The sequence below is a fragment of the Vibrio sp. PID23_8 genome, from assembly GCF_003584965.1.
Lineage (GTDB): Bacteria > Pseudomonadota > Gammaproteobacteria > Enterobacterales > Vibrionaceae > Vibrio.
The window spans coordinates 143,980-163,886 of sequence record NZ_LIXE01000008.1; the positions used below are offsets into that span (position 1 = coordinate 143,980).

Here is a 19,907-nt window from a genome sequence, read left to right on the forward strand (position 1 = left end):
GGTATGGAGTTGGTGCTATTAACAAAAACGCCAAGTGGACGCTTGGCGTTTTTCGTCAACAAAATGGGCAAAAAGTTGACTGGTAGAGGCGGTTTAGACCTCTTTATCCTTACCTAGTGAGAGTAGCCATAGAGAGATTGCTGCTACTCCGATAAAGCCGGAAAGAATAATGACTGGCATTGCGCTGTATCCAAGGAAGTGCCAGATAAAGGATTCAAGATTACTCATTGTCTGTATTTCTCCTTATTGCCAGCCTTCAACGCCGTGCATGTCAGGCAGTTTGTGTGCGATACCTTTATGACAATCTACACAAGTTTTGTCGCCTGAAGCCAAAGCGGTTGAGTGTTGGGCCGCAGCACGTTTACCTTGCTGTGAGTAGTCCATGTAATCGAACTGGTGACAGTTACGACATTCCAGAGAATCGTTCTGCTTCATACGCACCCATTCACGTTCTGCTAGGTGTGCACGACGAGCTTGGAATTTCTCCGGCGTATCGATAGTCTTCGTTACGAAGTGTGCAAACAGCTCTTTAGACGCTTGAACTTTACGAACGATCTTATCGGTCCATTCGTGTGGTACGTGACAGTCTGAACAGATTGCACGAACACCAGAGCGGTTCGAGTAGTGAATCGTTTCTTGAATTTCAGCGACAATAGGAGCGTGACAGCCAGAACAAAATTCTTCTGTGTTGGTCGCTTCCATACCCGTGTTGAATGCGCCCCAAAACAGAAGACCACCAGCGAAGCCTAGGAATAAAACTACACCAGCGGCAGCTTTACTTGGGCTCGACAGTCTCTTCCAAAACGCTTTAAGTATTTTCATAAGTAACCTCTTAGTATTCGCGTTTCAATTACTGAAGCGAATCGACTGCCTTAAACTCGTTTTCCACTAGTGGGGTAGCACTGGTTTGTGGAACGTGACATTGCAAACAGAAGTAGCGACGTGGAGACATGTCTGCCAATACTGCGTCTTCTCGGTTAACGTAGTGCGTTACACTGATTTTGGTCGCGCCTGCGTCTTTAGCGTTTTTCCAGCTGTGACAGGCTAGACATTTGTTTGCGTTCAAAGACACTTCGTAGTTACGGATGCTGTGTGGGATCAGTGGCGGCTGATATACATAGCTGTCTGCAACGATTTGGTCTTTTGGAAAGTCTTTGAAATCATCTGCAGGACGAGTGTCTTCAAGTTGCGTGCTGCCACGTAGTGAGTCTAGACCGCCTGTGCCACCTGGATTATCCAGCTCTGCTTGTGCAACGCCTGTCAATAAAGCACCTACAGATAAAAGTGCGATAAGGTATTTTTTCATCATTTCATCTCCGCCTTATGGCTTAAATTCTTTTTAGGCCGCCGAGTAGACGGCCCTTGCATTCGTTGTTTGACGGTTAAGCAATTTTCGTGATTTTGACTGGACACTTCTTAAAGTCTGTCTGTTTAGACAGAGGGTCAGTCGCATCAAGAATCAACTTGTTAATCAAAATACGAGCATCAAAGAACGGTACGAATACCAAGCCTTCAGGTGGACGGTTACGGCCGCGAGTTTCAACGCGAACGCGAACTTCACCACGTTTGTTTGTAATCAGAACTTCTTCACCACGACGTACGTTACGTTTCTTCGCATCAGCAGGATGCATGTAAACCAACGCGTCAGGTACCGCTTTGTATAGTTCTGGTACACGACGAGTCATAGTACCTGTGTGCCAATGCTCAAGAACTCGGCCAGTACATAGCCATAGGTCAAACTCTTCGTTTGGTACTTCTGGTGGCGCTTCGTATGGTGCAGAAATGATCTTCGCTTTACCATCGGCATTGCCGTAGAAGTCCCAACCTGACCCTGCTTTCGCATATGGGTCAGATCCTTCTTTAAAGCGCCATTGTGTTTCTTTTCCATCAACAACTGGCCAGCGCAGACCACGTACAGTGTGGTAAACATCGTATGGTGCCAAATCGTGACCGTGACCACGACCAAACGTCGCGTACTCTTCGAACAGGCCTTTCTGTACGTAGTAGCCGAAGTGGTGAGCATCATCGTTCATCTCACGTGCTTCTTCTATAGGGAATTTGTCGACTTGACCGTTTTTGAACAGCATGTCGTACATAGTCTTACCGCGGTATTCAGGTGCTTTTGCAAGTAGCTCTTCTGGCCACACGTCTTCCATCTTGAAGCGTTTCGAGAATTCCATTACCTGCCATAGATCAGATTTGGCATCACCGATGGTCTCAACTTGTTGGTACCAAGCTTGAGTACGACGCTCTGCGTTACCATAAGCACCTTCTTTCTCGATCCACATTGCGGTAGGAAGAACAAGGTCAGCTGCTTGCGCGGTTGCTGTTGGGTATGGGTCAGAAACAACGATGAAGTTGTCTGGGTTACGGTAACCTGGAAGACGTTCAGAGTTAATGTTTGGACCCGCTTGCATATTGTTGTTACATTGAACCCAGTAACAGTTCAGCACGCCATCATGCAGCATACGGTCTTGCAGTACTGCGTGGAAACCCGGTTTCGGTGGGATGGTACCTTCTGGTAGTTTCCAGATGTCTTCTGCGATCTTACGGTGTTTAGGGTTAGCAACCACCATGTCTGCTGGTAGACGGTGAGCAAACGTACCAACCTCACGAGCCGTACCACACGCTGATGGCTGACCAGTTAGTGAGAATGGGCTGTTACCCGGAGTCGCAATCTTACCGGTTAGTAGGTGGATGTTGTAAACCAAGTTGTTCATCCATACACCGCGAGTATGTTGGTTCATACCCATCGTCCATAGCGACATCACTTTCGTGTTTGGATCCGCGTATTGCTTCGCAAGCTCGATTAGCTTCTCTTTTTCAACGCCAGAGATTTCAGATGCTTTCTCCACTGTGTATGGCGCAACTGACTTTTTGTATTCTTCGAATGAGATAGGAGTCAGCTTGCCAGAGTTCGGGTTCTTCGCTGCTTTTTGCAGCGGATCGTCGTCACGCAGGCCGTAACCGATGTCTGTATCTGCTTGAGTAAAGTTGGTGTGCTTGTTCACGAAATCCCAGTTCACGGCATCGTTTTCGATGATGTAGTTCGCGATGAAGTTGGCAATCGCAAGGTCAGACTGAGGGGTGAAAATGTAGCCGTGATCTGCCAACTCAAATGAACGATGGTAATAAGTAGAAAGCACATTTACTTTTACGTGAGGATGGCTTAGACGGCGGTCAGTAATGCGAGTCCAAAGCACTGGGTGCATTTCTGCCATGTTTGAACCCCAAAGAACGAAAGAATCTGCGTTCTCGAAGTCATCGTAACAACCCATTGGTTCATCAATACCAAATGCGCGCATGAAGCCCACGACAGCCGATGCCATACAGTGGCGTGCATTCGGGTCGATGTTATTAGAGCGGAAGCCCGCTTTCATCATTTTAGCGGCCGCGTAACCTTCCATTACTGTCCATTGGCCTGAACCAAACATACCAATGCTTGTTGGACCTTTCGCTTCTAGTGATGCTTTCCATTTTTCGGCCATGATGTCGAAAGCGGTATCCCAAGATACAGGCGCGAAGTCGCCGTCTTTGCTGTATTTGCCATCTTTCATACGTAGAAGAGGCTGAGTCAGACGGTCTTGACCGTACATGATCTTAGAAAGGAAGTAACCTTTGATACAGTTAAGGCCTTTGTTTACTGGTGCTTCAGGGTCACCCTGAGTCGCGACCACTTTGCCGTTTTGTGTACCAACAAGAACAGAACAGCCAGTACCACAGAAACGGCAAGGCGCTTTGTCCCATTTGATTTTGGTTTGATCAGAGCTTGCAATCAGATTGGTTGCAGAAGCCGGTAGTGTAATACCTGCGACAGCAGCAGCTGATGCAGCTGCGTTTGCTTTTACAAACGCACGTCTTGTCATTTTCATACTTCACCCTCGATTTGGGAATGTTGTGTTCCAGTGTCTTTTTCTTCCGTTTCTTCAAACCCAGTTTCGATTTGGTGATAAACCAGTACTGTGCTCAAAACATCCGGTAAATTATTAATCGCATCGATAGTGTCGGTGATGAAACCTTGGTTCTCGGTTTCTAGCACCACCACGATTTTGCCCTCAGGGCTGTCACCATAAATTTCGGCATTGTCGAACGTTTCGATTTGCGTTTTTATGGCCTCTAAATGTTGAGGGGCGACATGAACCACGATGCTTGAAATGTGCACTTCGTTTAGTGCCATAGTTATCTCTCGCTTTTTGTTGCCTAATTTTGTCCTCTTGGGCATTAGGCGGTTATATTGCTCACATTGATGGCTGACGTAGGGCACACAGAAACACATGCGCCACATCCGTTACATTCATCAAGGTCTAATTTCGGTTGTGCCACCTTGCCCAGTTCTAATTTGAACTTGATTACCATTGACTCACACACGTCACCGCAGCTACGGCACTCGACATTTTGCTTCGCTAAGCAGCTATCTGTAATAGCGGCTTTTGCTAGCCAAGGCTGCTCAGCTTCGGTTAGAAATAGCTTCTCTGGACAGGCATCAGCACATTGGTAACAAAAAGTGCATTCATTAATCGCAAAATCGACCGCAGGAAATCCACCGTCGTTTTTAGTGATGATTCTTGTTTCACAAGCTTCAATGCATTTTCCGCAGCGGGTGCAGTCATCCGTAAATTGTGTTGGATTGGCTAACCAAGGAAGGCGTACAGAGTTATCCTGCTGTATTTTCTTTGCAAAGAGTCTTCTTTTCGAAAGGTCTACCACTAAGTTACCTCAACAATTGAAACCCAAATTAAGCATAATCATTTACTTTGTTAATAAACTTTCATTTAAGGACATGAAATTGTAGTTTTTGACATATTTGCATAAATACCTCTAAGGGGTTAATTAGGAGGTAATGTTGTTTTGGATCAATAAATTCAACCGCAGGTGATCACATATTGATAAAGTTAAAAGATAATGCGTGTTGTGAATACGGATGCATGGTTATCAAATAGGCGGAGTGTCGAGTTGTTTAAAAATGTGAAAAAGTCAGTAACGCGCACAATTGCATCTGCGATGATGCTGATTTTGCTTTTATCTGTTGCAACGACGGGGTTCGCGATTGTTACGTTGGCGTCAAGCTTAAACGATGCTGAAGCCGTAAATGTTGCTGGTTCTATGCGCATGCAGAGTTATCGTTTGGCGCATGATATTCAGAGTGAATCTGTAGACTATGCATCACACATTAACTTATTTGAAGGCTCGATTTATTCGCCTTCGATGCGTGCTCTTCAACATTGGTCTGTACCAAAAGACATCACTAAAGACTATTACCGCCTTATTCTTCGCTGGCATGAGCTAAAGTTGGTATTAGAGAGCCAAGATCGGGCTCAGTATTTGGTGTTAGTTGCGGGGTTTGTGCAGCAAATTGATGAGTTTGTATTTAAGTTACAAAACTACTCAGAACAAAAGTTGATTAACTTAGCGTGGATTGGTGGGCTAGGCCTAGGCGGCATTCTATGTCTAAGTTTGTTTGTTGTGCATTTTGTTCGAATAGAAGTCGTAAGGCCATTACGAGCGTTGGTGTTTGCGAGTGAACAAATTAAGAACCGTTCGTTTGAAGTGACACTTAATGTCTCTAGCGATAATGAGATGGGTATATTAACGCGTACTTTTAATCGTATGGCGATGGACTTAGGTAAGCTGTATCGGGGCTTAGAGCAAGCGGTGGATGAAAAAACACGCAAACTGCAACATGCGAACCAATCGCTGCAAGTGCTGTATGACTCCTCGCAGCAACTAACGGCATCACGTATCAGCCAAGAGAACTTCCAAGCGATTTTGCAACACATTGCCAGCCTAGAAGGCATTCGTGCCGTTATGCTCGAAATCGACCAAATTGGAGAGTCAAATTGGATCTTGACTGAAGGAGAGCAATGCCACTACGGGTGTGATAGTGAATGCCATAGGAAAACACTCACTTTGGATGGAGAGCATTTAGGCTATCTACATTGGAAAGCGGGCTTACCTTGCCCTAATGAAGCACTAATCGATAACTTTGTGCAGATCTTATCTCGTGCGGTATATTACAACCGTGCACAGCGGCAAGCCGAACAACTGTTATTGATGGAAGAGCGTGCGACCATTGCTCGTGAACTGCATGATTCATTGGCACAAGCTTTGTCTTATTTGAAAATCCAGGTAACACTCCTAAAGCGTAATGTAAAGAGTATCCCGGATGAGCGAGCGATAGAACAAACGAATCAAGTCATTACTGAGCTTGATACGGGGCTATCGGCCGCATATACCCAGTTACGCGAACTGTTGACGACTTTCCGCCTAACCATCAAAGAAGGCAGCTTTGGTCAGGCTCTGCAAGAGATGGTTTCTACCTTAGAGGAGCAGACACCGGCTGAAATCTTGCTAAAGAATGAGTTATCTTCGACAGCATTAGATGCACATCAGCAGGTGCACCTATTGCTGTTGGTCAGGGAAGCGACAATTAATGCGATCAAGCATGCCCAAGCAAGATATATTGAAATCCAATGCCTTGAATCTGATGGAAAGATCACTGTGACGGTCACCGATGATGGTATAGGCTTTGAGCAGCAAGACGAAAAATTAAATCATTACGGTATGAGTATTATGCAAGAACGTGCGACAAGGTTGCATGGTAAACTCAGCATCGATGCATCGAAAAATCATGGTTGTATCGTAAGACTAGAATTCCAACATAGTAAGGAAGTAAACATTGGCAATGTGTAAAGTAATGCTGGTGGATGATCACCCACTGATGCGACGTGGTATTCATCAGCTGTTGAGTTTTGAGCCAGAGTTTGAAGTTATTGCAGAGGCCAGTAATGGCGCCGATGCGGTCGCTAAAGCGCATGAGCTCAAGGTGGATTTAATACTTCTTGATCTTAACATGAAAGGCATGTCAGGGTTGGATACGCTAAAAGCGCTACGTGCAGATGGCTGTGAAGCACGAATCGTAATCTTGACCGTCTCTGATAGCCCAACGGATATTGAGGCGATCGTACGCAGCGGTGCAGATGGTTATCTGTTAAAAGACACTGAGCCAGATGAACTTGTTACTTTGTTAAAGCAAGCACATGAAGGCGATAAGTCGTACAGTCAAGCGGTAGCGAAGTATCTAAGTGAACGTTCTGAGCAAGAAGATGTATTTGATTCACTGACCGATCGTGAAACTCAAATCCTACAAGAGGTTGCGCGTGGCTTCCGCAATAAACAAATCGCTGACCGTTTGTTCATTTCTGAATCGACAGTCAAAGTACACATGAAAAGTTTGCTCAAGAAGCTCCAAGTGCCATCTCGTACAGCAGCAACAGTCCTGTATTTAGAACGATTTGGTGAAACCAAATAATTTTGTTAGCGTTCGCAATAATATCTTTAGGTATTAAAAGAACCGCCAAGCATTGGCGGCTTTTTATTTGTCTGGGCGAATGGAATACAAATCATTGTTGTGTTTTCCGCACTCTAAATAGTAATGGAGTGCCGCTTTTTTATCTTGAGCGACCACTTTCATACTGTGCATTCTCCCCTGTTCAAAGTAGAGGATTTCGTACTCTACGCTCGTATCAAGTTGCTCTGCAGCAGACATGCTACGCCTCCTTAACCAACATTTATTTTATCACGCAAAATTAGTGCCATTTATCACATGGCATTTAGTTTAAATTGTGAGCTAAAATGTGCCCTAATCCACTTTTTTGCCGATAATTGTGATCAAAAAGCTAATTTTAAACTCTATATACTAAAAGGGTGGCAATGATCCGTTGCCCGAAGGGGGTAAGTTTGCCGCTTACAGATTGAGTATAGAACTTAATCGTGAGAAAGGGAGTGTGTAAGTGCCATGAAATTACAGTATTTTTCTAATAAAGTCGGTCGTTATGGCATAATTTTGATGTCTATTCTATTGTTCGTTGGCTGCACAAAGAAATTTTTTTACAGCAACATTGATTGGATTGTCATTGAATATTTAGACAACTATGTCTCTCTTGACGCTGAACAGGAGTCGTTACTGGAAGAGCGAATTTTGTTATTGGCAGATTGGCATAAGAAAGAGGAGTTACCAGTCTATATTGAGCACTTGAAGTCGTTAGAAGTGATACGGAAAAGAGAGGTCACGTTTGATGTGCTGCAAAAAAATCGCGACATGGTACGAGCTCATTACCAACGCCTTGTTTCCAAAGCGGCACCAGACCTTTTCTCCCTCAGCATGCAGCTCACTGAAAAGCAGCAACGAGAGTTTCTTGATAGTGTTAAAGAACGATATGAAGAAAAAGATAATAAATATGCGGGTAAGCCGGATCAGGAATTAAGAAAAATGGTGCTCGATAATACGGAGGAGTGGATGGAAGAGTGGATAGGGGCATTGTCTAGTGAACAAAGAGCGCGAGCAAAACAACTTTCTGAAGAGGTTCTCATTAATAGCCAATTATGGCGTAACTACCGCTCTTCAATATATCAAGAACTTAAATATCTTTTTGATAATAAATCCAACCGTTCTGTTTATCAGCAAGTCTTCATGCAGTTATTGTTCGAACCGGAAAGTTATTATAGTGAACAATTGAGTAAGAATATTAATCATAATATCGCGCTCACCGATGAATTCACATTGGATATATCTAACTCGATGAGTGATAAGCAGTGGAAATATTTTCATAATAAAGTAAGAGAATGGCGCGAGTTAGCGGAAGAGTTAATGGACTGAATTATTTACAGGGTCCAATAGTTTATAATGATTCATTGTGTTCATATCTACCTTGTGAGCTTTCTATACAAAAAATGATTCAAAGCAATTTCTTATTATGCTATGAGCGTAACATGCATGGAGAAAAATGTTAGATAGGCTCATCGTAATACACTGAACAGCGATAGCCTTTACGCCAAAACAATGAGAATTATTATGAAGCATTTAGTTGACCGATTTCTTCGCTACGTCACGTTCGATACCCAATCAAATCCCAATGAAACCGTCTGCCCTAGTAGCCCTGGTCAATCGGTGTTTGCGGAATATTTAAAGAAAGAAATGTTAGAGCTTGGGCTTAGTAGTGTCACGCTCACTGATAACGGCTATCTAATGGCAAAGCTACCATCCAATGTTGACTATGATGTTCCGGCTATTGGTTTCATTGCCCATATGGATACTGCGCCAGATGCTTCTGGGAAAAATGTCACTCCCCAGTTTATAGAAGATTACCATGGCGGTGATATTGCGTTAGGTTTAGGGAATGAAGTGTTATCACCAGTGCAATATCCTGATTTGCATGAGTTACATGGTCACAATCTCATCACCACTGATGGTACGACATTGCTCGGCGCAGATAACAAAGCTGGCATTGCTGAAATTCTATCGGCTATCGCTATGTTGATTGAAAACCCAAGCATCCCACACGGCGATATTTGTGTCGGTTTTACCCCAGATGAAGAGATTGGCCGTGGTGCAGATTTATTTGATGTGGAGAAGTTTGGTGCGAAGTGGGCTTACACTGTCGATGGTGGACCACAAGGTGAGTTGCAATACGAAAACTTCAATGCAGCAAGCGCCGATGTGATTTTTCACGGCGTGAGCGTTCACCCAGGCACAGCAAAAGGTAAATTGGTTAACGCAATGAATTTGGCCGCCAAATTCCAAGTGCAAATGCCAGAAGATCAAACACCAGAGGCGACAGAAGGTTACGAAGGTTTCTTCCACCTCAAATCGGGTGAACTTGGTGTCGCTCGTAGTGAACTAGGCTACATCATCCGCGATTTTGACCGTGAAGGTTTGGAAAGCCGTAAAGCCTTCATACAGAAGCTTGTGGATGAGATGAATGCAGAGCTAAAACACGGTTCGGTTGAATTGAAGCTAACAGATAACTATTACAACATGCGTGAAATGGTTGAGCCGTATCCACACATCATCGATTTAGCGAAACAAGCAATGGAAGCATGTGATGTGGAACCGCTCATTAAGCCTATTCGAGGTGGCACAGATGGTGCGCGTCTGTCGTTTATGGGCTTGCCTTGTCCGAACATTTTCACTGGTGGTTATAACTTTCATGGTATCCACGAGTTTATCTCGGTTGAGATGATGGAAAAATCGGTACAAGTTATTGTGAAAATTGCTGAATTGACGGCGACAAAACAAGCTTAACGAGCTTGAGACAAGTAATAAGGCCCAGACATTGTCTGGGCCTTATTACTTTCTAGTGATTGTTTTCTTTGTCAATGATTTGATTAACGGACGTCATTGTCTTCAATCTTATCAATTGGTAACCAGTCAACTTCGACGCCTGCTTGGTCGAACATGTCTTGGCTTACTTGTATCTTATCTGCCCAGCGAGATAAGAAGTCTTCTGATTGTTCCGGGCAATGCACGCGAGAGATCCCCGTTTGGATTATTTTTGCGGCACAGTTTGGGCAAGGGAAGTGCGTAACCCAAATATCACAGCCATCCAAATCACGTTTAGAAAAGAGAATTGCGTTCTCTTCCGCATGTAATGTTTTTAGGTACTTGAGTTCCCGTTCGTCCGTATCCACACTGTCAGAAACGCCATGAGGGTAGCCGTTAAAGCCGACGGAAACAATTCGGTTCTGATTAGTGATCACGGCACCAACTTGTGTCGATGGGTCTTTACTCCAAGAGGCAACCAATTCGGCCATTTGGTAAAAACGTTTCGCCCATTTAGAAATCATACTTATCCTCTCGGTCGAAGGCTTTGAATTAGCTGAATGATAACGTATTTTTTTTAAAAAAATAGGCAAATCGCACTATGTGGAAGAGAAGTTTGCATTTTTTAAAACTTCCGAATCACGCTTAGTATCAAAACTGCTACCTCTACAGTGGAAATTACATCAGTTTCACACTGTAGCAAGAGCCTGTTTCCAAACTATTTGGCTTATAGTATCGCCAATTTATAAGTTGTTTATCTGCCTTACACTTTGATACATTTTCCTTTGATTATCTTGAAGTTTTCGGACAAATACCCCTGTATGGTTAAGGTATTTTCAAACGAATCCTGTTCCATAAAGACGGTAAATACATGCAAAAGAAACCACTCGTCGCACTAATGGCGGCAACAGCTATCCTCGCGGGTTGCGGAGAAGCAAATAATGCCCAGAAGGGGTCGCAAGCTCCTCTTGTTGTGACGCAGGATGTCACAATTATTGACTACCAACCGAGTAAGTCTTACATCGGTCGCATTGAAGCTTTAGAAGATACGAATATCACGGCACAAGTCTCCGGCTATCTTGAAGCTCGTCATTTTGACGAAGGTCAGATGGTGGAGAAAGGGCAATTGTTGTACTCCATCGAACCTTCTTCTTTTGCAGCGCAAGTGGCGAGTGCAAAAGCGGCGCTAGCTCAAGCAAAAGCAGCCCTAAAGAAAGCGGAACTCGACCACCAACGTGGCAAGAATTTGTTGCCACGTGGCAGTATCTCTCAATCTGAATTCGACGCCTTGACGGCTACGTTGCTTGGTGCTCGCGCAGAGCTTGAGGCGGCAAACGCTCAGCTCAAGCTTGCAGAAGTAAACCTTTCTTACACCCAAATCCGCGCACCATTTAGCGGTCGTATCAGTGACAGTAAAGTGAGTACCGGTGATCTACTTTCGCCATCTTCTGGCATTCTGACCACGCTAGTGAGCCTAGACCCAGTACATACTTCATTCAGCGTGAGTGAGCGTGAACGTTTGTCCCTAGGTATGGATGGCATTAAAGGTGACGGCAGTGCAGAGTCGAGCAGTGTCGAGGTGCAGTTAGAGCTAGAAAACGGCGAATACTATACGCATTTAGGACAGTTAGATTTCTTGGGCAACCGAATTAATACCCAAACCGGGACGATTGCGATGCGAGCGCTGGTACCAAACCCAGAACAGCAGCTTCTTCCTGGCCAGCATATTAAAGTCAATTTGCGTGATAAGAATGCGAAAGATGTGCTCGTAGTTCCTCGTCGCGCAGTTCAAACGGATCTTGAAGGTAACTTCGTGATGGTGATGGCTGAGGGCAATATCGCAGAGCGCCGCAATGTTAAATTGGGCTCTCAGGTAGATCAAGGCATCATCATTAGTGAGGGTCTAAAGAAGGATGAAACGGTGATTACGCAGGGTCTACAACGTGTACGTAACGGGGTAGAAGTGCGAGTTCAATCTCCTGACCAAGATAAGAAGTAGGAGGGGCAATGTTAAGTCGTTTCTTTATTCAAAGACCGAAATTCGCACTGGTTATCTCGATCATATTGACGTTGGCAGGAGCCATCTCTTTAGCGATCTTGCCGGTTGCTGAATATCCAAAAATCAGTCCGCCATCGGTGAGTGTGACGGCATTCTACACAGGTGCAAGCGCTGAGGTGGTGGAGCAAGCGATAGCTGACCCAATAGAAACCTCGGTGAACGGCGTAGAAAACATGATCTACATGTCTTCAAAGAGTGCCAATGATGGTTCTTACAGCCTGAACGTAACCTTCGATGTGGGCACTGATCCAGACATGGCTCAGGTTAACGTGCAAAACCGTGTCTCACAAATTGAGTCAAAATTGCCTCAAGAAGTGCGCATGGTAGGTGTTACGGTTAAAAAGCGTTCTCCGGACTTGTTGATGGTTCTGAACTTCTACTCACCAGACGGTAAGTACGATGATAAATTCCTCATCAACTACATCAACCTGAACGTAAAAGACCAGTTGGCGCGCGTCAAAGGTATCAGTGAAGTTAACGTGATCGGTGGTGGTGAATACGCGATGCGTGTTTGGTTAGACCCAGAAAAAATGGCTAACCTGAACCTTACTACGACAGATGTTTACTCAGCATTGGCGGAGCAAAACGTGCAGGTCGCGGCTGGTCGTATCGGAGCTGCGCCGTACAATAACCCTCAAGAAGTTCAGTTCAACCTAGTGACCAAAGGTCGTCTAGAAGGCGTGAACGAGTTTGAGGATGTGGTGCTTCGCGCTAATCCAGATGGCTCTACCGTTTATCTAAAAGACGTTGCACGAGTTGAGCTTGGTAAGAAGTTCTACGACGGTAACGGCAAGTTCCGTGGTCAAGATGCGTCTATCGTAGCACTGTCACTTCAGTCAGATGCAAACGCATTGGAAAGTGGTCAAGCGGTAATGGCGTTGCTCGATCGTTTAAGCTCCAACTTCCCAGAAGGCATGGCTTACGAAACCAGTTACGATACAACCGTGTTCGTTGCAGAATCGATCAAGGGCGTAGTGAAGACGCTGATTGAAGCGATCTTGCTTGTAATCGCGGTGACGTATCTGTTCTTAGGTAGTGCGCGAGCAACCTTGATCCCAGTTGTCGCGATTCCTGTTTCGCTTATCGGTACGTTCGCCATCATGCAGGCAACGGGCTTTACCATAAATACGGTAACCCTGTTCGGCTTGATCCTCGCCATCGGTATCGTAGTAGATGATGCGATTCTGGTTATCGAGAACGTGGATACCACCATGGCGAAAGATCCAACCATTTCTCCGCGTAAAGCAACGTTACTAGCGATGAAAGAGGTAACGGGCCCAATCATTACCTCGACATTGGTTCTTTTGGCGGTATTCCTACCTGTAGCCATGTTGCCGGGAATTACCGGCATTATGTATCGTCAGTTTGCATTGACGATCTGTATCTCGGTAATGATTTCATCTATCAACGCGCTAACGCTGTCTCCAGCATTGTGTTCGTTGGTGTTGAAGCAGGGCGGTGGCAACACGGCAAGTTGGTTCCAAGCATTCAACCGTGGTCTTGAACGCGTCACAACGCGCTATGGTCAAATCGCGGGCTTTCTAGTGAAGAAGTCGTTGCTAGTGGTTACCTTTTTCTTCGTAGCGGTAGCGGCAGTCACTTTCTTCGCGAAAACAACCTCAACCGCATTCGTACCTCAAGAAGACAAAGGCATCTTGTTGGTGAACGTTCAGCTTCCGGATTCTGCATCACTGTCTCGAACTGAGGAAGTAACCAATAAGCTGATGAAAATGGTTGAACAAGAGCCAGGAGTCGATGGTGTCACGGTGGCGAATGGTTACTCATTCATGACAGGTGCAGCAGCATCGAACGGTGCGTCTCTGTTCATCAAACTGCATGACTGGGATATGCGTAATGGACTAGACGGCGAGCACGCAGCAAATGCGATTGCGAACCGTATTAATGGTCGTGCGGCGATGGAACTACCACAAGCGATTGTATTCGCTATGGGGCCACCGGCAGTACCTGGTATGGGCGCGGCATCGGGGTTCGAGTTCGTACTAGAGGATACGTTAGGTCGTAGCCGTACTGATTTGTCGATGGTAATGGGTGAGATGATTCAGGCGGCAAACCAAGCGCCAGAAATTGCTTACACCTTCAGTACTTTCCGTGCAAACGTACCACACTACTATGTCGATATTGACCGTGAGAAAGCGCAGCAGTTGGGTATACCACTGTCGTCTATCTTCCAAACATTACAAGGTAATCTTGGCTCACTGTACGTGAACGACTTTACCATGTTTGGTAAGAACTTCCGCGTCACCATGCAAGCGGACAGTGAGCACCGTAGTAGCATGGGAGATCTGGCGCGTTTCCACGTGCGTTCTTCAAGCGGCGATATGGTGCCACTAAGTACACTAGTCAGCTATGAGCAAGTGTTTGAACCCGATGTCGCATGGCGATACAACATGTACCGCAGCGCGATCATTCAAGGTCAACCAGCGCCGGGTTACTCAAGTGGTGACGCAATTTCAGCAATGGAACGTGTTGCGGCTGAAGTGCTACCGCAAGGTTACACGTACGAATGGTCGGGCATGGCTTACCAAGAAGTACTGGCAGGTAACCAAGCCATTTTCGCGTTTGCATTGGCGTTGATCTTTATTTACCTGTTCATGGTGGCGCAGTATGAGAGTTGGAGTATTCCTCTGGCGATCATCCTAGTGGTGCCAGTGGCGACGTTAGGTTCCTTCCTCGCATTGAACTTGACTGGAACACCGCTCAACTTGTACGCACAGATAGGGCTTGTTCTGCTTATAGCGCTCGCGGCGAAGAACGCAATCCTGATTGTAGAATTCGCCAAGCAAGAGCGTGAAGAGAAAGAGGACGAAATTAACAGTGCAGCGGTACAAGGTGGTAAGCTTCGTTTCCGTGCCGTAAACATGACATCTTGGTCATTTATCTTAGGTATCTTTCCATTGATCTTCGCGTCAGGCGCAGGTCATGTGAGCCAGAACTCACTGGGTATCTCCCTCATTGGTGGTCTGCTCTGCGTACTTCTTGCTGGTACTTTCCTGATTCCGAGCTTCTATGCTATGGTGCAGAGAAAACGTGAGAAGATCCACGGTGGTAGCACTAAGCTGATCCCTCTGGATGATGAATAAGTATTGAGTCTACCCATAAAGAAAAGCCCGAAGCATGTGAATGCTTCGGGCTTTTTATTCTCAATTGCTGTCTCTATATCAGATTGGCTAAATCGAACTACACATTACGGGTCTTAAATACGGCAACCGCATTATCCATCTCTTGAGCTTGCGTGGAGACAGAGTTCACTTCATGCAAACACTCTTGCGCAGACTGCATATTGGTTTCTGAAATAACGTTCAATTCGGTGATGGAATCACTCACTTGGTTCATCACAATGCCTTGCTCTTCGATCGCAGAAGCAATACGTTCTGAGTTACCTTGGATGGCGTGCATGTCGGCAATGATTTGCTGCAGACTCGAATCCAGTTGTTCAGATGCTTGCAGAGTTTGTTGACCCTGATCGTTGCATTGGTCGATATCCGCAACCACCATCGACATCTGAGACTGAATGTCAGAGACCACATGCGTGATATCTTCCGTTGATTGATGAGTGCGGCTTGCTAATGCTCGAACTTCATCTGCGACAACCGCAAAGCCACGCCCTTGCTCGCCTGCTCGTGCCGCTTCGATCGCTGCATTTAGCGCAAGAAGATTGGTTTGCTCAGCAATATCTTGGATGATGTTAACTGCGCCACCAATTTTGTCTACGTGCACATTCAAAGAGCGAATGGATTGCTGGCTATTGGAAAGAATGCTCGTCAGTTGACCAACGTTTTTTACCGTTGTTTCAACCACGTCGCGACCTTGTTCAGCGTTGTTTGCGGCTTGATGGACGCCTTCGACTGCCACAGAGGTGCTCTCTGAAATTTCACCAATGGTTGCGACCATTTGCTGAACCGCCGTAGCCATTGAAGAGGTGTGATCGGTTTGAGTATTAAACTGTTCTATTACCCCCTCAAGTTCACGATGCATGTTATCTGTACTTGCAGACAGCTGAGTTGACTTCTCTTTCGTATCATGAATAAGGCACTCTAGCTTATTGAGTAAATCATTTAGGTGATGACTGATGTCTCCTAACTCGTCTTTACCTGTTAATTCTGAGCGTAAGCTAATATTGTTACTCACACTGATATTTTGGATAGTGTTTAACAAAACACTGACGCGATTGTTAATTGATCGGGAGATTTGCCAGATAAGTACAACAAGCACAAGTAACACGATGGCCGTGAGTGCTTGTTTGATGATCGCCATTTGTGAATTGCGCTGCGCTGTGGCAGTGCCGATCAAAGAAGAGAAAGTTTTAAACTGTGCTTCTACCGTATGTGATAGGGAGCGAGTTTTGCCGAGCAATCCTTCTTTGTAACTCACACCAATGATTTGTTTTTGTGCTGCGACCTGTTTGGCACTATCCAACAATCCTGCAGCAGATAAACCTTGTAATAAGTTAGCATTCACCTCACCAGATTTGACGGCTGAATCGAACTCAATAAGAGCAAGAAACTGCGGATGAGTGGCACTTTGCTTAGCACGTAGCAATTGTTGTTGGTAATTGCCGATCAAGCCGCTGTCATTGTCCAGTCCGTAACGTTTATATGCTGTGGCTAGGTCTTGAAATCCACCATGGTAAGACAATAAGTCTTGCTTGAATGGCTGGCTAGAAGGGAGTTCATAATGGGTTAGGATGTCAGCTAATTCTTTTTCTAAGCCAAGGAAGAGTTCCACATTCGCTTCAAATTTGTCGAGATATTTGAGGTCATTGCGAAGGAGGAAATCTTTCTCATTGCGTCGTAAATTGAGAAGTTGAATCTCCAAGTCACTGACGAGTTTAATCGCATGGTTTAATTCATTGGTCTGTTTGGCAAAGTTTGCTGACAACCCCAACAGGGCCACGATACCCAAAATGGCGATAGTGCCGAGAGAGTACAATTTTTGTCTAATAGTCATTTTTACATCCTGAATAATTGACCAAGGTAAGGAAACCATAGCCGGTCCCAATACTAGATCTGACGTTTGCTAATGCAGCACTTTTTGGCGTTGCTGCTTTTTTGTCGCTTGCTTGTTTTTACTATCAAGCCTACGACGTTGTGAAGCACGAGTAGGTTTGGTTTTAATACGCTTTTTCTCTTGTCGGGCGGCTGATTGGATCAACGCTTGTAATCGATTAAGTGCGTCTTCTTTATTTTGCTCTTGTGTCCGAAACTGCTGCGCTTTGATGATAATCACCCCTTCCTTCGATATCCGGCTGTCAGAAAGTGCAAGTAATCGCTCTTTATAAAAGTCCGGGAGTGTAGAATGATGTACGTCAAAGCGCAGATGTATCGCAGACGATACCTTATTAACGTTTTGCCCACCATTTCCTTGAGCTCGGATGGGAGATAATTGAATTTCCCAGTCCTGAATTGTGACAGAGTTAGAAATTTTGAGCATAATTACTAGGCGCCATAAGAATTGTTGCGATGGATGATAAATTACCATCAGTGGTATATAAATAGAAGAATAGAGATGAACACAATAGATTTTAGTGCTTATAAGGGACTAATTTTCGATATGGACGGGACGTTGATTGACACTATGCCTGCCCATATGGCTGCATGGCAAGCGACGGCAGACCGATTTAATTTCCCATTTCATCAAGATTGGTTACATAGCCTAGGTGGTATGCCAAGCTTTAAAATTGTGAGTGAAGTGAACCGTGAACATGGCTTATCTCTCGATCCAAAAATCGTATCACGTTTTAAAATGGATACGTTTGCGGAAATGGAGGAGCACGGTGAAATTATCTCATGTACAAATATCGTGTTAGAAAGTTTTTTAGGTAATAAGAAAATCGCAGTAGGCACAGGCAGCCAACGCGATTGCGCTTTGCGCTTACTCGCGAAGGCAGGTATTCTGAGTAAACTTGATGCCGTTGTTACCGCTACGGATGTAGAAAGACATAAACCGTTCCCTGACACATTTTTATTGGCTGCAGAGCAATTGTGTTTAGGCGCTGATGAATGCGTTGTATTTGAGGATACAGAGTTAGGTAAGCAAGCTGCTCATGCCGCGGGAATGGATTGTGTAATGGTGGAAAGCGGCAAGTTAATTTTCCACCCGAAATAATTAAAAATAGAATAAACAAAGGATGCCGTTTAAAATTAAACGGTATTCTTTATTGTTTCATATGACGGTATCTCGATGATTTAAACTAGCCCTAAGAAGTAAGAAGATGATACTGGAAACACCAGTGTTCTTAACGACTCGCAAAGGCAATCAAACTCGCTTTAATTTGGCATTTTAAAATAAAATGGTGCTAGGCGTTGCAGCTGGCCGATACGAAGATGAAATGACGATAAGTTTGATTGCTGACTAGGTTTGGCTTGGTCTTTAGAAGCTGGCAATAAAAACGCAGCAATCAATGCGGCGTTTTTGTTGGGCGATTATTGGATTTCCAACAGTTCAATATCAAAGATCAAGACGCTTGCTGGTGGGATTGGCCCCGTTCCGTTCTTACCGTAGCCAAGTGTGCTCGGTACGAATAGGCGGATTTTCTCACCCACGACCATATACTGCACACCTTCTTGCCAGCCTTTGATCACTTGATTAAGGCCAAATGAGATTGGCTCACCACGGTTTACCGAACTGTCAAAGACGGTCCCGTCGATAAGCGTACCATGGTAATGTACTTTTACTTTGCTGTTTGCCGTAGGGTGCAAGTCGCCAGTCCCTTTTTCTAGAACCAGATACTGAAGGCCGCTTTCAGTGGTAATGACGCCTTCTTTTTTACTGTTTTCTAGCAGGAATGCTTGACCCTTAGTAAAGTTTTCGTCAGCAACTTGGTGGTTTGTCCAAGTACGGTAAATGAAAAAACCAGCCAATATAAAAATAATTAGAGGAAACAGAAATTTAGACACATTTACTCCTTGTGTTATTTCGGTTGTTTAAGCAAATAGTTAATGGTTTCAGCCATCGCTTCGACAGTTTCATGTCCACCAGTGATCACTTGGTATTTACCATTGACGATAAAAGCAGGAACAGAATTGACCTGGCCATTAGTTGTGATTTCTTCCGCTTTTACAATATATTCAAACAGTTTGTCTTGCTGTGTCTTGTCGAGCTGATAAGGGCTGATGAGGTTACGAGATTCAAATGCTTTCTCTACCGCTGCTTGGCGTTCGTCTGCCGTCGCGTCTGCACTCATTTGAACGGCAGCGAAAAGATCCGCCATGAACGCTTTATCCGGGGTACCGTCAAGCTGCATTACTGCCGTATAGTAGATAATCGCACTGATTTGAGCGGTTTCATTAAATGTCACGTGTAGTTTTTCCACTTTTTGATCAGTGAGTGACTCGATTTGAGGGACGAAATCTTCCATTGAACGACAATGGCCGCAATTAAGAGAGAATACTTCACTCAGTGGCGCTAGGTTGTATTCTGCAAGAGAAACTGGCAATACCTCGAACTGCTTACCTTGTTGTGGCTGAGAATTGCCGTCATCACAAGCAGACAATGCCACGGTAGCGGCAACTAAGGCAAAAGCTTTGAAAATGGTTTTGAACATAATAACACTCTGAATATAACAGTGGAGGTTAGTTTATCGGTTAATGTGATCAACGAAAACTATTAATATGACTTGTTACACAATTGAATAATGTTTAGTTGAAACATTATCTAGGCGCACTGCCTCATTAGAGAAAGCATAGTGAGAAGCCGACGTTTGTCATTGGCATGATAGCTGCTAGAGAA

19 protein-coding genes are annotated in these 19,907 nt (G+C 44.8%); 7 read left to right on the forward strand and 12 right to left on the reverse strand.

The window, feature by feature from the left end:
• Positions 1–93 precede the first annotated feature (93 nt).
• The 6 genes from AK966_RS14360 to napF all read right to left on the reverse strand — a co-directional run bounded on the left by AK966_RS14360 (position 94) and on the right by napF (position 4,707).
• Complete coding sequence (locus tag AK966_RS14360) at positions 94–228, reverse strand: TIGR02808 family protein (protein ID WP_009841022.1); 135 nt, start codon at positions 226–228, stop codon at positions 94–96.
• A gap of 15 nt (positions 229–243) precedes the next feature.
• The gene (locus AK966_RS14365) at positions 244–822 is read right to left on the reverse strand and encodes a NapC/NirT family cytochrome c (protein ID WP_099079053.1); all 579 of its coding nucleotides are present in this window, start codon (positions 820–822) and stop codon (positions 244–246) included.
• Positions 823–850: 28 nt separating this feature from the next.
• Positions 851–1,306, reverse strand: coding sequence for a nitrate reductase cytochrome c-type subunit (locus tag AK966_RS14370; protein WP_099079099.1), 456 nt, complete (start codon positions 1,304–1,306; stop codon positions 851–853).
• Positions 1,307–1,382: 76 nt separating this feature from the next.
• Positions 1,383–3,872 (reverse strand): periplasmic nitrate reductase subunit alpha, encoded by a 2,490-nt coding sequence (napA, locus tag AK966_RS14375; protein WP_119464403.1) that lies wholly within the window; start codon positions 3,870–3,872, stop codon positions 1,383–1,385.
• Positions 3,869–4,177 (reverse strand): chaperone NapD, encoded by a 309-nt coding sequence (locus AK966_RS14380; protein WP_099079051.1) that lies wholly within the window; start codon positions 4,175–4,177, stop codon positions 3,869–3,871. The genes napA and AK966_RS14380 overlap by 4 nt, the downstream gene beginning before the upstream one ends.
• A 44-nt stretch (positions 4,178–4,221) precedes the next feature.
• Entirely contained in the window at positions 4,222–4,707 is a 486-nt protein-coding gene (gene napF / locus AK966_RS14385) for a ferredoxin-type protein NapF (protein WP_119464404.1), read from the reverse strand.
• 246 nt (positions 4,708–4,953) lie between these two features.
• Here napF and narQ point away from each other — a divergent pair, with 246 nt between their 5' ends.
• Both narQ and AK966_RS14395 read left to right on the forward strand, forming a co-directional pair.
• Positions 4,954–6,690, forward strand: coding sequence for a nitrate/nitrite two-component system sensor histidine kinase NarQ (gene narQ / locus AK966_RS14390; protein WP_119464405.1), 1,737 nt, complete (start codon positions 4,954–4,956; stop codon positions 6,688–6,690).
• Entirely contained in the window at positions 6,677–7,309 is a 633-nt protein-coding gene (locus AK966_RS14395; protein WP_253252673.1) for a response regulator, read from the forward strand. The genes narQ and AK966_RS14395 overlap by 14 nt, the downstream gene beginning before the upstream one ends.
• Positions 7,310–7,372: 63 nt before the next feature.
• On the opposite strand, the gene AK966_RS14400 is transcribed toward AK966_RS14395, so the two are convergent.
• The gene (locus AK966_RS14400; protein ID WP_099079047.1) at positions 7,373–7,546 is read right to left on the reverse strand and encodes an RNA helicase; all 174 of its coding nucleotides are present in this window, start codon (positions 7,544–7,546) and stop codon (positions 7,373–7,375) included.
• Between the two features lie 249 nt (positions 7,547–7,795).
• On the opposite strand from AK966_RS14400, the gene AK966_RS14405 reads away from it, so the two are divergent.
• Entirely contained in the window at positions 7,796–8,656 is an 861-nt protein-coding gene (locus AK966_RS14405; RefSeq protein WP_119464406.1) for a DUF6279 family lipoprotein, read from the forward strand.
• Between the two features lie 195 nt (positions 8,657–8,851).
• Positions 8,852–10,081 carry a peptidase T gene (pepT, locus tag AK966_RS14410; RefSeq protein ID WP_099079045.1) on the forward strand — a complete coding sequence of 410 codons (1,230 nt, stop codon included), beginning with the start codon at positions 8,852–8,854 and terminating at the stop codon, positions 10,079–10,081.
• A gap of 83 nt (positions 10,082–10,164) precedes the next feature.
• On the opposite strand, the gene AK966_RS14415 is transcribed toward pepT, so the two are convergent.
• Positions 10,165–10,623 (reverse strand): dCMP deaminase family protein, encoded by a 459-nt coding sequence (locus AK966_RS14415; RefSeq protein WP_099079044.1) that lies wholly within the window; start codon positions 10,621–10,623, stop codon positions 10,165–10,167.
• Between the two features lie 347 nt (positions 10,624–10,970).
• On the opposite strand from AK966_RS14415, the gene vmeY reads away from it, so the two are divergent.
• Together vmeY and vmeZ are read left to right on the forward strand one after the other, a co-directional pair.
• Positions 10,971–12,098, forward strand: coding sequence for a multidrug efflux RND transporter periplasmic adaptor subunit VmeY (vmeY, locus tag AK966_RS14420; RefSeq protein WP_099079043.1), 1,128 nt, complete (start codon positions 10,971–10,973; stop codon positions 12,096–12,098).
• Between the two features lie 8 nt (positions 12,099–12,106).
• Positions 12,107–15,259 (forward strand): multidrug efflux RND transporter permease subunit VmeZ, encoded by a 3,153-nt coding sequence (vmeZ, locus tag AK966_RS14425; protein ID WP_119464407.1) that lies wholly within the window; start codon positions 12,107–12,109, stop codon positions 15,257–15,259.
• A 97-nt stretch (positions 15,260–15,356) separates the two neighbouring features.
• Here the strand turns inward: vmeZ and AK966_RS14430 are convergent, their stop codons facing one another.
• Both AK966_RS14430 and arfB read right to left on the reverse strand, forming a co-directional pair.
• Positions 15,357–17,126, reverse strand: a complete 1,770-nt coding sequence (locus tag AK966_RS14430) for a methyl-accepting chemotaxis protein (protein WP_119464408.1) — start codon at positions 17,124–17,126, stop codon at positions 15,357–15,359.
• Between the two features lie 69 nt (positions 17,127–17,195).
• Positions 17,196–17,609, reverse strand: a complete 414-nt coding sequence (gene arfB / locus AK966_RS14435) for an alternative ribosome rescue aminoacyl-tRNA hydrolase ArfB (protein ID WP_099079040.1) — start codon at positions 17,607–17,609, stop codon at positions 17,196–17,198.
• A gap of 75 nt (positions 17,610–17,684) precedes the next feature.
• Between arfB and AK966_RS14440 the strand changes: the two genes are divergently transcribed.
• Positions 17,685–18,284: a beta-phosphoglucomutase family hydrolase gene (locus tag AK966_RS14440; protein ID WP_099079039.1), complete on the forward strand. Its 600-nt coding sequence runs from the start codon at positions 17,685–17,687 to the stop codon at positions 18,282–18,284.
• 317 nt (positions 18,285–18,601) lie between these two features.
• Here AK966_RS14440 and AK966_RS14445 read toward each other — a convergent pair whose 3' ends face one another.
• Both AK966_RS14445 and AK966_RS14450 read right to left on the reverse strand, forming a co-directional pair.
• Positions 18,602–19,075 carry an FKBP-type peptidyl-prolyl cis-trans isomerase gene (locus AK966_RS14445; RefSeq protein WP_099079038.1) on the reverse strand — a complete coding sequence of 158 codons (474 nt, stop codon included), beginning with the start codon at positions 19,073–19,075 and terminating at the stop codon, positions 18,602–18,604.
• 14 nt (positions 19,076–19,089) lie between these two features.
• Positions 19,090–19,722, reverse strand: a complete 633-nt coding sequence (locus AK966_RS14450; protein WP_119464409.1) for a thiol:disulfide interchange protein DsbA/DsbL — start codon at positions 19,720–19,722, stop codon at positions 19,090–19,092.
• Positions 19,723–19,907 lie beyond the last annotated feature (185 nt).

What these genes read in the sequence shown, in the direction of transcription:
- napA (WP_119464403.1), bottom strand. Translation starts at nt 3,872, where the DNA reads ATGAAAATGACAAGACGTGCGTTTGTAAAAGCAAACGCAGCTGCATCA.
- AK966_RS14430 (WP_119464408.1), bottom strand. Translation starts at nt 17,126, where the DNA reads ATGACTATTAGACAAAAATTGTACTCTCTCGGCACTATCGCCATTTTG.
- AK966_RS14370 (WP_099079099.1), bottom strand. Translation starts at nt 1,306, where the DNA reads ATGAAAAAATACCTTATCGCACTTTTATCTGTAGGTGCTTTATTGACA.
- AK966_RS14440 (WP_099079039.1), top strand. Translation starts at nt 17,685, where the DNA reads ATGAACACAATAGATTTTAGTGCTTATAAGGGACTAATTTTCGATATG.
- AK966_RS14405 (WP_119464406.1), top strand. Translation starts at nt 7,796, where the DNA reads ATGAAATTACAGTATTTTTCTAATAAAGTCGGTCGTTATGGCATAATT.
- AK966_RS14450 (WP_119464409.1), bottom strand. Translation starts at nt 19,722, where the DNA reads ATGTTCAAAACCATTTTCAAAGCTTTTGCCTTAGTTGCCGCTACCGTG.
- vmeZ (WP_119464407.1), top strand. Translation starts at nt 12,107, where the DNA reads ATGTTAAGTCGTTTCTTTATTCAAAGACCGAAATTCGCACTGGTTATC.
- vmeY (WP_099079043.1), top strand. Translation starts at nt 10,971, where the DNA reads ATGCAAAAGAAACCACTCGTCGCACTAATGGCGGCAACAGCTATCCTC.
- AK966_RS14380 (WP_099079051.1), bottom strand. Translation starts at nt 4,177, where the DNA reads ATGGCACTAAACGAAGTGCACATTTCAAGCATCGTGGTTCATGTCGCC.
- AK966_RS14360 (WP_009841022.1), bottom strand. Translation starts at nt 228, where the DNA reads ATGAGTAATCTTGAATCCTTTATCTGGCACTTCCTTGGATACAGCGCA.
- AK966_RS14400 (WP_099079047.1), bottom strand. Translation starts at nt 7,546, where the DNA reads ATGTCTGCTGCAGAGCAACTTGATACGAGCGTAGAGTACGAAATCCTC.
- pepT (WP_099079045.1), top strand. Translation starts at nt 8,852, where the DNA reads ATGAAGCATTTAGTTGACCGATTTCTTCGCTACGTCACGTTCGATACC.
- AK966_RS14415 (WP_099079044.1), bottom strand. Translation starts at nt 10,623, where the DNA reads ATGATTTCTAAATGGGCGAAACGTTTTTACCAAATGGCCGAATTGGTT.
- arfB (WP_099079040.1), bottom strand. Translation starts at nt 17,609, where the DNA reads ATGCTCAAAATTTCTAACTCTGTCACAATTCAGGACTGGGAAATTCAA.
- AK966_RS14365 (WP_099079053.1), bottom strand. Translation starts at nt 822, where the DNA reads ATGAAAATACTTAAAGCGTTTTGGAAGAGACTGTCGAGCCCAAGTAAA.